This is a genomic window from Pseudomonas sp. WC2401 (genome assembly GCF_041200115.1).
In the GTDB taxonomy this organism is placed as follows: domain Bacteria; phylum Pseudomonadota; class Gammaproteobacteria; order Pseudomonadales; family Pseudomonadaceae; genus Aquipseudomonas; species Aquipseudomonas fragi.
This window is the reverse complement of record NZ_CP165623.1, coordinates 2,223,043-2,236,187: the sequence shown is the minus strand read 5'-3', so window position 1 is coordinate 2,236,187 and position 13,145 is coordinate 2,223,043. Positions and strand designations below refer to the sequence as shown.

Below are 13,145 nucleotides of genomic sequence, written 5' to 3'. Positions count from 1 at the left end.
ATGGCATCGACATGGTTTATCTGAATTACCGTGTCGCCTGCATCGCGAGCAAGCCCGCTCCCACAATAGTTTTGCGCCAGTCCCACACCGTTGCCGCCACACACAAAAGCGCCGGGGCATGCCCGGCGTTTTTGTGTGCGGCTTTCAGGTATTGGCCTGGGGCCGCTTGTGGCGTTCCATATAGCGCTCCACATATGAGCACGAGGGAATCACTTCATAGCCCATCTTGTCGGCGTAATCGAGCGCCTGCTCCGTCAAGGCCGCCGCAATGCCGCGGCCACGCAACGCATTGGGCACGAACGTGCGATAGATATCCAGGGTCTGCTTGCCCAGATCCATATAGGTCAGGTAAGCACGATGACCGTCGACAGTGGTCTCAAACTGGTGACCTGCCTGGTCATGGTGGATGGTCAACGCCTCGCTCATCATTGCTCCTCGCGGGTCTTGTACTGTGACCCCTACCTTACTGATGTTTTTCCGCCGAGGGAACCACTACGCCATCACGCACGCGCTGCCCGCACAGGTGTGCGCAGGCCATGATTAAAGCGTAGCCACTCTCAGTGCAAATGTTCACGTCATGGGCCTGCCAGTTGTCCGCCGATCAAGGCTGCTCAAACGTTTCGTCGACCCCATCACCTGCACGCCACCTGAACATTTTGCGGAAGGTTGAGGCTATGACGTACAACCGAACTTAAAGTCACGCGACGCCATCACGCCGAAGCGGCTGCTTGCACTCCAAACTGACTGTTTTACAAGCACAATCTGTTAACGCTAGCCCATCAAGATTGATTGCCAATTATTTTTTTTGGTTCTTGCGCTAGGTCATTTTACTTACTACAAGTAATGGGTACTATGTACGCCGGCTGTTTCCTCACTTTGAAGGAACAGCTTTAATTAGAAAGTCCTTGAAGGGGAACACGATGAACAACGTTCTGAAATTCTCTGCTCTGGCATTGGCCGCAGTTCTGGCTACCGGTTGCAGCAGCGTATCTAAAGAAACTGAAGCCCGTCTGACTGCAACTGAAGATGCAGCAGCTCGCTCCCAGGCTCGTGCTGACGAAGCCTACCGTAAAGCTGATGAAGCTCTGGCTGCTGCTCAAAAAGCACAACAGACTGCTGACGAAGCTAACGAGCGCGCTCTGCGCATGCTTGAAAAAGCAAGCCGCAAGTAATAGTCCTTCGGGACTGTTATCAAGCCGACCTATTTATAGGTCGGCTTTTTTATTGCCTGCCAGCCACTCAACAGGCAATAAAAAAGCCGCCAAGGCTATTAACCAAGGCGGCCTTTAAGTGCGTTCTTGCAGTACGGCTTACTGCACATAGTCCAGCGACTGGCCAGTAGCCATTCCCGCATTGGATGTACCGATGACTGCAGGTATACCAGTTTCGGCCCCCACTACCGGGAAGGCCAGGTCCTTGTCTATCAGGATGTTGTTTTCCAGATTCGGGTGCTTGAGCAGGAAGTTCATGAAGCCTGCGTACTTGTTCTGCAAGTCTTCCGGGGTCAAGTGGGACTTGTCGCTCACTGCCAGCAGCGAGCCATCCTTCACGTTCAACGGCTCGTGAACTTCAAGGAATACCTTGCCGCCACTCACGCCCAGTTTGTACGGCTCGTTGATGATCCGCACCGGCGTGCCCACTGGCACCATCTCTGCCATTTGCAGCACGTTCTGGTTGAGCATGCGGAAGCAACCGTGGCTGGTGCCCGTACCGATGCCAAACTTGGCGTTGGAGCCGTGGATCAGGTAGCCCGGCATGCCCAGGGTGAACTTGAACGGACCCAGCGGGTTGTCCGGCCCCGCGGGTACCACGTTAGGCAGCGGGTCGCCGTTTTTGGCGTGCTCGGCCTTGATCGAAGCCGGCGGCGTCCAGGTCGGGTTGGGGGTCTTGGCGGTAATTTTGGTCTGGCCCAGGGGCGAACCCCAACCCTCGCGACCAATCCCCAGCGGGAAGGTGTACACCTTGTTCTGGTCCTTGGGGAAATAGTACAGCCGGTATTCCGCCAGGTTGATCACGATCCCCTCGCGCTTGCCCGGCGGCAGGATGAACTGGGTCGGCAACACGATATCGGTATCAACGATAGTGCCGTCCGGGTTCTTCTTGACCGGCAACCAGGCATCGACCCCCGGGTTGGCAGCGATCATTTCCGAATAGCCCAGCTCGTACTTGTTGCCCAGGTCTGCGAAGGAGTCTTCGTACTTGCCCTTGATCACCTGCACTTCACCCACGACATCTTCGCCGGGAGGTGGCAGCGGGAATTCAAGCGCAACAGCGGGCCCCGCAACACAGAGTGCGGCAACGGACAGGTAGCGGGTAACTGCAGGTAGGCGCGACAACATCCGGAACATCCTTCGCATAGACAACGGGGGACAAAAAAGGGAGTGTACACCGCGCCCACGGGGAGCGTGAGCCGGTCAGGGCATCAAACAGGTAACATCATAGTTCAAAGCGCAGCTCTGGCCAGATGGGCTCCGTGCCGCGGCGCTGCGACTCGATGATGGCCCGGCACAGCGGGCATAACCGGTGGTCCTGGAACACCTTGCGGGTGACATCAGACCAGCGCGGTTGTGCAGGCAGCAATGAGCCACACAAGGTGCGGTCAATGGTGCCGCCCAGCTCCAGTTGACGCGTCACCAGATGCACCCGTACCTCCTGGCAGGCGAACAGATCGAGCTGCTCATCGGGCTCGATCAGTTGATAGGCATATAAAGACCAGGCAGGACGCGACATCGGGGGCTCCAAATCGGGGGGGCGCCACCTTAGCCGAAACACTGGCCGTAGAAAAGCATCAAAGCAGGGGTTTTAGCGCCGGCCACACATTATCCAGCAAAAGCCCCTGCGCCCCGACCGCCGGGTGGATGCGATCAGCCTGCATCAGCTCGGTCTTGCCGCCCACGCCCTCAAGAAAAAACGGCACCAGCGCGACGTTTTTTTCCTTGCCCAACTCGGCATACACCGCGGCAAAGGCCTGGGTGTAACGCGCACCATAATTGGGCGGCAACTGCATGCCCAGCAACAGCACCTTGGCACCCGCCTGTTGCGAGGCGTCGATCATCCCTGCAAGATTTTGTTTCAATTGCGCAGGTAACTGGCCACGCAGGCCATCATTGCCGCCCAGTTCGACAATCACCACATCCGGTTTATGCTCTACAAGCAGCGCCGGCAGCCGCGCAAGCCCGCCAGCGCTGGTGTCGCCGCTGATCGAAGCATTGACCACCTTGTCGTCGTAGCCTTGCTCCCTGAGCCGCTGTTCGAGCAAGGACACCCATCCCAGACGGGTATCCAGGCCGAAAGCCGCGCTGATACTATCGCCGACGATCAATATTGTTCCCGCCGTTGCCGTCTGCGCCATGCACATCAGGGCCAGGGCAGCACTTAAAAACCACACACGCATTGGATTCTCCATGGGCGAAAGTATTCTCACCGCGCAGAACCTTAGCAAAGTGGTTCCCAGCGCGGAAGGTGAGCTGACCATCCTGCACCCTTTGAGCCTTGAACTGAACAAGGGCGACAGCCTGGCGATTGTCGGGGCTTCGGGCTCCGGCAAGTCGACCTTGCTGGGCTTGCTCGCAGGCCTGGACTTGCCCAGCCAGGGCGAAGTGATCCTGGCCGGGCGAGCCTTGAGCACCCTGGACGAAGACCAGCGCGCCCGGGTCAGGGCCGAACATGTGGGCTTTGTGTTCCAGTCGTTCCAGTTGCTCGACAGCCTCAACGCCCTGGAAAACGTCATGCTGCCGCTGGAGCTGGATGGCCGCAAGGATGCCCGCGAGCATGCCCGCCACCTGCTTGAGCGCGTCGGTCTGGGCCAGCGCCTGAGCCACTCGCCACGCCAGCTTTCGGGTGGCGAGCAACAGCGGGTTGCCATCGCCCGGGCGTTCGCCGCCAACCCCGACGTGCTGTTTGCCGATGAACCCACCGGCAACCTCGACAGCCACACCGGCGAGCGCATCACCGACCTGCTCTTTGAACTGAACAAGGAGAACGGCACCACCCTGGTGCTGGTGACCCATGACGAACGCCTGGCCCATCGCTGCCGGCGCCTGATCCGTCTTGAAGCTGGCCATCTGGTCGGCCCTCTGGAGCCCTGATGGCACGCCTGCCGCTGTTGCGCATGCTGAGTCTGGCTGTACGCCAATTGCTGCGCGATGCCCGCGCCGGCGAGCTGCGCGTGCTGTTTTTCGCCCTGCTGGTCGCCGTGGCGGCCAGCACCGCCATCGGCTACTTCGGGGCCCGCCTCAATGGCGCGATGCTGTTGCGCGCCACTGAATTTCTTGGTGCCGACCTGGTGCTCGATGGCAGCGCCCCGGCGCGCGAGGAGCAAATCAAGATCGGCACCGACCTGGGCCTCGAGCACGCGCGGGTGGTCGAATTTGCCAGCGTGATCGCCACCGACAACGGTATTCAGCTCTCCAGCGTCAAGGCGGCTGACGATGCCTACCCGTTGCGCGGCGAACTGAAAAGCGCCCCGCAGCCCTATGCCGAAGAACAACCTGGAGGCGGCCCCAAACCCGGTGAGGCCTGGGCCGAAGCCCGGCTGCTGACCGCGCTGGACCTCAAGGTCGGTGATGAAATCGATGTCGGTTCAAAAACCGTGCGCATCACCCGAGTGCTGACCTATGAACCCGACCGCGCCGGCAACCTTTACAGCCTGACCCCACGGATACTGATCAATCTGGACGACCTGGCTGCCACCGGTATCGTACAACCGGGTAGCCGGGTGACCTACCGCGAGCTATGGCGCGGGGAGGCGCCAGCCCTTGAATCCTACCGTCAGGTAGTCAAACCCGGGCTGGAAGCCAACCAGCGCCTGCTCGACGGCCGGGATGGCAACCAGCAGATCGGCGGTGCCCTGGGCAAGGCCGAGCGTTACCTGAACATGGCCAGCCTGGTGGCGGTGCTGCTGGCAGGCGTGGCCGTAGCCTTGTCTGCTACCCGTTTTGCCAATCGCCGCTTTGATGCCAGCGCCCTGCTGCGCTGCCTGGGCCTGTCACGCCGCGAAGCCCTGTGGCTGTTTACCCTGCAGTTGGCGGTGCTCGGCCTGCTGGCCAGCCTTGCCGGCGCCCTGCTGGGCTGGCTGGCACAGCTTGGCTTGTTCGCCTTGTTGCACGACCTGCTGCCTGCAGACGTACCGCCCGGTGGCCTGATGCCGGCGATTGCCGGGATGGGTACCGGGCTGGTGGCGCTGGCAGGTTTCGCTTTGCCGCCACTCGCCGCACTGGGCCGCGTACCGCCACTGCGGGTATTGCGCCGCGACATGCTGCCGATTCCGGCCAGTACCTGGACCGTCTACGGTGCAGCTCTGCTGGCACTGGGGCTGATCATGTGGCGCATGAGTCTCGATCTGGTATTGACCTTCGCCCTGCTCGGCGGTGGCGTGATTGCCGCCGTGGTGCTGGGCGGGCTCCTGCTGCTGGGCCTGCAAAGCCTGCGCCGCCTGCTGGCACGCGCTTCGCTGCCCTGGCGCCTGGGGCTGGGGCAGTTGCTGCGCCACCCGCTGGCCGCCGCTGGCCAGGCCCTGGCCTTTGGCCTGATCCTGCTGTCGATGGCGCTGATCGCCCTGCTGCGCGGCGAGTTGCTCGATACCTGGCAAAACCAGCTGCCCAAGGACGCGCCCAACTACTTTGCACTGAATATCCTGCCGGCCGACAAGGAGGCTTTCGGTGCCCACCTGATGACCCTGCAGGCCCGCGCCGCGCCGCTGTACCCGGTCATTCCGGGGCGCCTGATCAGCATCAACGGCGAGCCGGTGCAAGATATCGTCAGCAAGGACTCCAGTGGCGACAAGGCCATCCAGCGCGACCTGAGCCTGACCTGGGCCGCCGACCTGCCTGCCGAAAACCAGCTGACGGCAGGTAGCTGGTGGGGGCCGAAGCCCGAAGGCGATGTGCCGGGTGTTTCAGTGGAAGCCAAAGTCGCCGAAAGCCTCAAGCTGAAGCTGGGCGACCTGATGACCTTCACCATTGCCGGGGTCAATCGCGAAGCGCGGGTCACCAGTTTGCGCAGCATCAACTGGGACAACTTCCAGCCCAACTTTTTCATGATTTTCCAGCCCGGCACCTTGCAGGACTTGCCGGCCACCTACCTCACCAGCTTTTACCTGGCTCCGGGACATGACAAGGAAATCATCGAACTGTCGCGCACCTTCCCGGCCGTGACCATCCTGCCCATTGATGCATTGCTGGAGCAACTGCGCAGCATCCTGGCGCAAGTGACCATTGCCGTGGAATACGTGCTGCTGTTTGTGTTGGCGGCGGGCATGGCGGTGCTGTTTTCCGGCTTGCAATCCACCCTGGACGAGCGCATTCGCCAAGGCGCCCTGCTTCGTGCGCTGGGGGCCGAGCGGCAACTGCTGGTGAAGGCCCGGCGCATCGAGTTCGGCCTGCTGGGCGCCACCAGCGGCCTGCTCGCGGCACTGGGTGCCGAACTGGTCAGCCTGGTGCTGTACCGCTTTGCCTTTGACCTGCCGTGGCACCCGCATCCGTGGTTGCTGCTGTTGCCGGTGCTGGGCGCGCTGATGGTGGGCGGTGCGGGAGTGTTTGGCACACGCAGGGCGCTGAATGCCAGCCCGTTGACGGTGTTGCGCGAGGGTTGATATGGCCCCTGTTGATACTCTGTTGCCGGTCAACCCTCCCTGCTAGCGAACGACCTTCGCAAGCAGGCTCGCTCAGGTGAATCCCGGGCCCAGGTTTTACGGTCGCTACGCAACCGGACGCAGCCTCGCTCCGCTCGTCAACTGCTACAAAGATTGCGTCGCACACACTTGCGCCATCAGGTCGGCCGCCTCGGCGGCTTTTGATCTGCTTTTGATCTTGATCTACCCGCCCCATCGGGAGGCCGAGAGGAGGTTCTGCGCAGTGGGCCTCCCGGCATGGATGCCGGGAGAGCCGCGATGGGCCATGGATGGCCCGTGGCGGCGTGCCCACGGAGCTAAACCTGCGCGAGGGAACCTGAGCGCAGCGAAGGCCGGACGCCAGGGGCAAGCCTTTTTGGTTACTTTTTCGGCGTCTGGAAAAAGTGACTCGCCGTAAGGGCGAAACCAATGTTCCAGTTAAACGCAGATGCCGGATATGCACGCGGCACACCAGTTAAATCCTGCAGCAGCTACAAATCCGTTCAGGTTTTAACCTGGCTCTTCTCGTAATAAATCTCGTTGATCCACCACAGCACTTCCCCGCTCGGGGTCTGCACCACGGCCTCGTCCCCCACTTCTTTCTTCAACAGTGCACGGGCCATTGGCGAATCAATGGAGATGTAATCGTTGCGCCCGTAAATTTCGTCGTAACCCACAATCCTGAACTTCTTGACGTCCCCGGCCTCGTTTTCGATTTCGACCCAGGCGCCAAAAAACACCCGGCCTTCCTGTTCGGGCGAGTAATCAACTACCCGCACATCCTCCAGGCGCTTGCGCAGGTAGCGCACCCGCCGGTCAATCTCGCGCAGCAACTTCTTGTTGTACTGGTAGTCAGCGTTTTCGCTGCGATCACCCAGTGATGCCGCCCAGGTCACCTTGCGTGTGGTATCCGGGCGCTTTTCCCGCCACAGGTAGTCAAGCTCCTGCTTCAGAGCCTCATGACCTTCCTTTGTGATGATATTGGTACTCACTGACGGCTTTTCTCCAGCACGGTTGCATTTGCTCAAGGGGACTTAGGTCACCCCCCCCGACGCGACAAAAAAATAGGGTCGTTTATACAGATCACAAGCCCTCACATACCGGGCTTTGACCTGATCGTTACAGCGTATTATCGCCGGAGTTGTTTCAAAACGCCGATGGATCAAGGCCAGCCAGGATAAGCCGGCATTGCCCTTGAACTGCCGCTTCGATCAGGCTGATCTCAGGTTGCTGACGGACAAACAGGCGAGTAACCAGTGCCTGTTCCATATCCTGGATCTGACGGTTCAAGGTTGGCGACGCAATGCCCAACTGCCCGGTGGCACGTGTGAAGCTGCGCTGCTGGGCGACTTCCAGAAAGTAGCAAAATAACGAATATCCATAGGTGTGCTTGTTCAAAAGTAATGAAGCCAGGTTCGCAAGGCTGATAAGTCTGCCCTTTGAATTCATTTGAGCCCATCACACAAAAAACTGAGCGGGCCAGGCAAATCCGGACCAGATTTAAAGAGGTAACCGAACGAGTCGAAACACTACACCCAACCTGCTCAGGAGTTAACCCATGTTCAATAACTGGTCTGAATTGCTGCCCACCATCCAGAAGGCGTTCGGCGCACTGGGCAAGAGCAACCCGAAAATGGTCAAGGCCTATATGGCACTGGGCGAGGCCTCTGCCGAAAACGATGTGCTGGATGCCAAGACCCGCGAGCTGATCTCCATAGCCGTGGCCGTCACCACCCGCTGCGACGGCTGTATCACGGTGCACGCCGATGCGGCCATCAAGGCCGGCGCCAGCCGTGAAGAGATTGCGGCAACCCTGGCAACCGCCATCTCGCTCAATGCAGGTGCCGCTTATATCTACTCGCTACGCGCCCTTGAAGCCTACGACACGCTGAAAAAGTAAGCCTTGCAGGGCAGTGCCCCAGGCCCCGGGTACATCACTGTGCCGTGGCCTGCCGGTACTGGCGCGGGGTAAAACCGGTCAACGCCTTGAACTGGCGGGTGAACGCACTGTGGTCGGTGTAACCGCACTGCAGGGCTACTTCGGTGATCGGAATATCGGTCAGCAGCAGACGATGGGCGTGTTCCAGCCGCACCTTCTGGATCATCTGCCGCGGCGTCAGGTGAAATACCCGCTTGCAGTAACGCTCCAGTTGCGCCACGGAAATCCCGGCAATACGGGTCAACTCACCCAGGGTCACGCGGCGGTTGAAATGCGTGCGGATGTGTTCGTCCACCGCCGCCAGCCGCTGGTACGCCGGGTGGGTATCGCTGGCTGATTGCAGGTCAACGGAGATCCCCGCCAGGCCGATGATCGCGCCCTGGCGATTGTACAGCGGGCGCTTGTGGGTCAGGCACCAGCCCGGCTCCCGAGTCCCGTACAGATGCAGCTCCAGCTGGTCTTCCAGCACCCGCCCCTGTTCCAGCACCTGGCGATCCTGCTCGGTATAACCCGGCCCCAACTGTGCCGGGAAAACCTCGGCGCTGGTTTTGCCCAGCAGGGGTTGCAGCTGCTTTAGGCCGCAGCGCTGCACCAGGGTGCGGTTGGCCAGCACATAGCGCGCGGCAGTGTCCTTGATAAAGATCGCGGCATTGGGGATGGCATCGAGCATCGGCAGCAAAAGCGCCACGCCAGAGAGCAACTGTTCAAGGCTCTCGGGGCGGCTCAACTCGCTGCCCTGGCCCAGGATTGCAAAAGCAGTCTGCGTCATCAATCTCACTCTCCCACAACTGAGCAGGCATCAATCGCCTGTGTGCATTGTGCTGATTTCGTCATCGGCTTCAATGGAAAAGATCAATCGCAAACTTTCCCCGACGTTCAATCTAGCGCCATTGCACACCCGCCAACCGTGTTGGCGCACTGGCAAATGACATCACACCTGCCTAACCAATAACTCACAAAAAGGCGACGCCATGTCAGGTAAAGGCAAATTCAAGAAACAGCTCTCACTGATGGACCTGACCTTTATCGGTCTGGGTGCCATCTTCGGTTCCGGCTGGTTGTTTGCAGCCAGTCATGTGTCGGCAATCGCAGGCCCGGCGGGGATTTTTTCCTGGCTGCTGGGCGGTTTTTCCGTGCTGTTGCTGGGCATCGTTTACTGCGAACTGGGTGCTGCCCTGCCCCGCGCCGGTGGCGTCATTCGTTACCCGGTTTACTCCCATGGCCCGTTGCTCGGGTATTTGATGGGCTTTATCACCCTGATCGCGTTCTCCAGCCTGGTGGCAATTGAAGTGGTCGCCGCTCGCCAATACGCCGCGGCATGGTTCCCCGAGCTGACCAAGGCCGGTTCCAGTGACCCTTCGATCCTGGGCTGGCTCCTGCAGTTCGGCCTGTTATGCCTGTTCTTTATGCTCAACTATCGCAGCGTGAAGACGTTCGCCCTGGCCAACAACCTGGTCAGCGTATTCAAGTTCATCGTGCCGCTGCTGGTGATCGGCGTGCTGTTCACCTTCTTCAAACCACAAAACCTCTACGCCCAGGGCTTCGCTCCCTTTGGCCTGTCGGGCGTGCAGATGGCCGTTTCCGCAGGCGGCATCATTTTCGCCTACCTGGGCCTGACCCCGATCATTTCGGTGGCCAGTGAAGTCAAGAACCCGCAACGCACCATCCCGATTGCCCTGATCCTGTCGGTCCTGCTGTCGACGGTTATTTATGTGCTGTTACAAGTCGCCTTCCTCGGCGGCGTGCCCACCGAGATGCTGGCCAACGGCTGGGCCGGTGTGACCAAGGAACTGGCCCTGCCCTATCGCGATATCGCCCTGGCCCTGGGTGTGGGCTGGCTGGCTTATCTGGTGGTGGCCGATGCAGTGATCTCGCCCAGCGGCTGCGGCAACATCTACATGAACGCCACGCCACGGGTGATCTATGGCTGGGCACAAACCGGCACCTTCTTCAAAGTGTTCACCCGCATCGATGAAAAGTCCGGCATCCCGCGCCCGGCGCTGTGGCTGACCTTTGGTCTGTCGGTGTTCTGGACCCTGCCGTTCCCGTCCTGGGAAGCCCTGATCAACGTGGTTTCCGCCGCGCTGGTATTGAGCTACGCCGTAGCCCCGGTATCCGTGGCCGCCCTGCGCCGCAATGCCCCCGACATGCCGCGCCCGTTCCGGGTCAAGTGGATGGCGGTACTGGGCCCGCTGTCATTTATCGTGGCGGCGCTGATTGTTTACTGGTCGGGCTGGAACACCGTGTCCTGGCTGCTCGGCCTGCAAATCGTGATGTTCGTGGTGTACCTGCTGTGCTCGCGCTTTGTCCCGACCAATCACTTGAGTCTGGGTCAGCAAGTACGTTCATCTTTGTGGCTGATCGGCTTCTACGCCGTAACCATCGTGCTGTCCAAGCTCGGCACCTTTGGTGGCCTGGGCGTGCTGGCTCACCCGTTCGACACCTTGGTCGTCGCCGCCTGCGCCACCGCGATCTATTACTGGGGCGCCGCCACCGGCGTGCCGGCGCACCTGGTCCGCCTGGAAGACGACGAGGACAGCGAAGACGCCCCGCAACCTGCCAGCCAGATGTCACCGCGCCATGCCAGCGGAGGCTTTGTGCCGACTTCGTCCTGACACACCGTTTGCCACCGTCCTCCCAGCCGTTGTTCTCTTCCAAGGGATACGTTCATGAAGCAAGTCCATATCATTGATTCACATACCGGCGGCGAACCCACCCGCCTGGTGCTCAAAGGCTTTCCGCACCTGGCCGGCCGCACCATTGCCGAGCAGCGCGACGCCTTGCGTGACCAGCATGACCAATGGCGCCGGGCCTGCCTGCTGGAGCCCCGTGGCAACGATGTACTGGTCGGCGCGCTGTACTGCGAGCCGGTGTCGGCAGATGCCACCTGCGGCGTGATCTTCTTCAACAATGCCGGTTATCTGGGCATGTGCGGGCACGGCACCATCGGTTTGATCGCCTCCCTGCATCACCTGGGCCTGATCGAGACCGGCGAACACAAGATCGACACCCCGGTCGGCCCGGTCACCGCCACCCTGCATCCAGATGGCAAGGTCACCGTGGGCAATGTGCCTTCCTACCGTTACCGCCAGCAGGTCGCCGTTGACGTACCCGGGCATGGCCGCGTGCAGGGCGATATCGCCTGGGGCGGCAACTGGTTCTTCCTGGTCAGCGACCACGGCAAGGCACTGCAACTGGACAATGTCGAAGCCCTCACCGAATACACCTGGACCATGCTCAAGGCCCTTGAGGCGCAAGGAATACACGGTGCAGACGGCGCCCTGATCGACCATATCGAACTGTTTGCCGACGACGACCAGGCCGACAGCCGCAACTTCGTCATGTGCCCGGGCAAGGCCTATGACCGCTCGCCCTGTGGCACCGGCACCAGCGCCAAACTGGCGTGCCTGGCCGCCGACGGCAAGCTGGCCCCCGGCCAGCCCTGGGTGCAGGCCAGCATCACCGCCAGCCAGTTTGTCGGCAGTTATCAATGGGACGGCGAGCGCATTCGCCCGTTCATTACCGGCCAAGCCTTTATGACCGCCGACAGCATGCTGCTGATCGACGAAAAAGATCCTTTCGCGTGGGGCATTTAAGCCCTTCGCCGTAAACACATCCGAATAAACGACTCGAGGAGTTAGAACAATGAGCGATAACATTTTCACCGGTTGCATGCCTGCCCTGATGACCCCGTGCACCGCCGAGCGCAAGCCGGACTTCGACGCACTGGTGGCCAAGGGCCGCGAGCTGATCGATATCGGCATGAGTGCCGTGGTGTACTGCGGGTCAATGGGTGACTGGCCATTGTTGAGCGAAGCCGAGCGTCAGGAAGGTGTGGCACGCCTGGTGGCTGCCGGTATTCCAACCATCGTCGGCACCGGCGCAGTAAACAGCCGCGAGGCCGTATCCCACGCAGCACACGCCGCCAGGGTCGGCGCCCAGGGCCTGATGGTGATTCCACGCCTGTTGTCCCGTGCGGCTTCGCCTGCGGCGCAAAAAGCCCACTTCGCGGCCATCCTGGAAGCCGCTCCGCAACTGCCGGCCGTGATCTACAACAGCCCGTACTACGGTTTCGCCACCCGCGCCGACCTGTTCTTCGAACTGCGCAGCCAATACCCGAACCTGATCGGCTTCAAAGAGTTCGGCGGTGCTGTCGACATGCGTTACGCCGCCGAACACATCACCTCCAAGGACGATGATGTGACCCTGATGGTGGGTGTCGATACCCAGGTGGTGCACGGTTTCGTCAACTGCAACGCCACCGGCGCCATTACCGGTATCGGCAACGCCCTGCCGCGCGAAGTGCTGCAACTGGTGGCCCTGAGCAAGCAAGCTGCCAAAGGCGACCCCAAGGCACGCCGCCTGGCCCGTGAGCTGGAAGCCGCGCTGGCGGTACTGTCATCGTTCGATGAAGGGACTGACCTGGTGCTCTACTACAAGCACCTGATGGTGCTCAATGGCGACACCGAGTACAGCCTGCACTTCAACGACAGCGATGTGCTGAGCGATGCCCAGCGCCACTACGCCGAGAACCAGTACAGCCTGTTCCGCCAGTGGTACAAAAACTGGTCCGCCGAACAGAACGTCGCCTGACCC

13 protein-coding genes and 1 pseudogene are annotated in these 13,145 nt (G+C 60.7%); 7 read left to right on the top strand and 7 right to left on the bottom strand.

The features are described 5' to 3' along the window. Positions 1 to 144: 144 nt before the first annotated feature. Complete coding sequence (locus AB3G35_RS10265) at positions 145 to 426, bottom strand: GNAT family N-acetyltransferase (protein ID WP_016780125.1); 282 nt, start codon at positions 424 to 426, stop codon at positions 145 to 147. Positions 427 to 920: 494 nt separating this feature from the next. Here AB3G35_RS10265 and oprI point away from each other — a divergent pair, with 494 nt between their 5' ends. After that, positions 921 to 1,172 carry an outer membrane lipoprotei OprI gene (gene oprI / locus AB3G35_RS10260; protein WP_003172710.1) on the top strand — a complete coding sequence of 84 codons (252 nt, stop codon included), beginning with the start codon at positions 921 to 923 and terminating at the stop codon, positions 1,170 to 1,172. Between the two features lie 138 nt (positions 1,173 to 1,310). Here oprI and AB3G35_RS10255 read toward each other — a convergent pair whose 3' ends face one another. The 3 genes from AB3G35_RS10255 to AB3G35_RS10245 all read right to left on the bottom strand — a co-directional run bounded on the left by AB3G35_RS10255 (position 1,311) and on the right by AB3G35_RS10245 (position 3,394). Continuing rightward, positions 1,311 to 2,339, bottom strand: a complete 1,029-nt coding sequence (locus AB3G35_RS10255) for a L,D-transpeptidase family protein (RefSeq protein WP_016780124.1) — start codon at positions 2,337 to 2,339, stop codon at positions 1,311 to 1,313. A gap of 97 nt (positions 2,340 to 2,436) precedes the next feature. Continuing rightward, positions 2,437 to 2,730 (bottom strand): hypothetical protein, encoded by a 294-nt coding sequence (locus tag AB3G35_RS10250; RefSeq protein ID WP_003446817.1) that lies wholly within the window; start codon positions 2,728 to 2,730, stop codon positions 2,437 to 2,439. A gap of 58 nt (positions 2,731 to 2,788) precedes the next feature. Next, positions 2,789 to 3,394 (bottom strand): arylesterase, encoded by a 606-nt coding sequence (locus tag AB3G35_RS10245; RefSeq protein WP_016780123.1) that lies wholly within the window; start codon positions 3,392 to 3,394, stop codon positions 2,789 to 2,791. 10 nt (positions 3,395 to 3,404) lie between these two features. Between AB3G35_RS10245 and AB3G35_RS10240 the strand changes: the two genes are divergently transcribed. Together AB3G35_RS10240 and AB3G35_RS10235 are read left to right on the top strand one after the other, a co-directional pair. Beyond that, positions 3,405 to 4,088 carry an ABC transporter ATP-binding protein gene (locus tag AB3G35_RS10240; RefSeq protein WP_016780122.1) on the top strand — a complete coding sequence of 228 codons (684 nt, stop codon included), beginning with the start codon at positions 3,405 to 3,407 and terminating at the stop codon, positions 4,086 to 4,088. After that, positions 4,088 to 6,592, top strand: a complete 2,505-nt coding sequence (locus AB3G35_RS10235) for an ABC transporter permease (protein ID WP_369782612.1) — start codon at positions 4,088 to 4,090, stop codon at positions 6,590 to 6,592. Before AB3G35_RS10240 ends, AB3G35_RS10235 begins: the two co-directional genes overlap by 1 nt. 521 nt (positions 6,593 to 7,113) lie before the next feature. Here AB3G35_RS10235 and greB read toward each other — a convergent pair. Then, positions 7,114 to 7,602 (bottom strand): transcription elongation factor GreB, encoded by a 489-nt coding sequence (greB, locus tag AB3G35_RS10230; RefSeq protein ID WP_134051031.1) that lies wholly within the window; start codon positions 7,600 to 7,602, stop codon positions 7,114 to 7,116. Between the two features lie 211 nt (positions 7,603 to 7,813). Further along, positions 7,814 to 7,992: pseudogene (locus AB3G35_RS10225) on the bottom strand (LysR family transcriptional regulator); the annotation flags it as partial. Between the two features lie 176 nt (positions 7,993 to 8,168). Between AB3G35_RS10225 and AB3G35_RS10220 the strand changes: the two are divergent. Beyond that, on the top strand, positions 8,169 to 8,510 hold the full coding sequence (locus AB3G35_RS10220) for a carboxymuconolactone decarboxylase family protein (protein ID WP_086796149.1): 342 nt from the start codon (positions 8,169 to 8,171) through the stop codon (positions 8,508 to 8,510). A 34-nt stretch (positions 8,511 to 8,544) separates the two neighbouring features. Here the strand turns inward: AB3G35_RS10220 and AB3G35_RS10215 are convergent, their stop codons facing one another. Further along, complete coding sequence (locus AB3G35_RS10215; protein WP_159259433.1) at positions 8,545 to 9,318, bottom strand: AraC family transcriptional regulator; 774 nt, start codon at positions 9,316 to 9,318, stop codon at positions 8,545 to 8,547. A 202-nt stretch (positions 9,319 to 9,520) separates the two neighbouring features. On the opposite strand from AB3G35_RS10215, the gene AB3G35_RS10210 reads away from it, so the two are divergent. Genes AB3G35_RS10210 through AB3G35_RS10200 form a run of 3 tightly spaced genes read left to right on the top strand, consistent with a single transcriptional unit; the run spans position 9,521 to position 13,142 of the window. Then, positions 9,521 to 11,164, top strand: a complete 1,644-nt coding sequence (locus AB3G35_RS10210; protein ID WP_340056724.1) for an APC family permease — start codon at positions 9,521 to 9,523, stop codon at positions 11,162 to 11,164. Positions 11,165 to 11,218: 54 nt separating this feature from the next. Beyond that, positions 11,219 to 12,145 carry a 4-hydroxyproline epimerase gene (locus tag AB3G35_RS10205; RefSeq protein WP_159259432.1) on the top strand — a complete coding sequence of 309 codons (927 nt, stop codon included), beginning with the start codon at positions 11,219 to 11,221 and terminating at the stop codon, positions 12,143 to 12,145. Between the two features lie 49 nt (positions 12,146 to 12,194). Next, positions 12,195 to 13,142 carry a dihydrodipicolinate synthase family protein gene (locus tag AB3G35_RS10200; protein ID WP_016780117.1) on the top strand — a complete coding sequence of 316 codons (948 nt, stop codon included), beginning with the start codon at positions 12,195 to 12,197 and terminating at the stop codon, positions 13,140 to 13,142. Positions 13,143 to 13,145 lie beyond the last annotated feature (3 nt).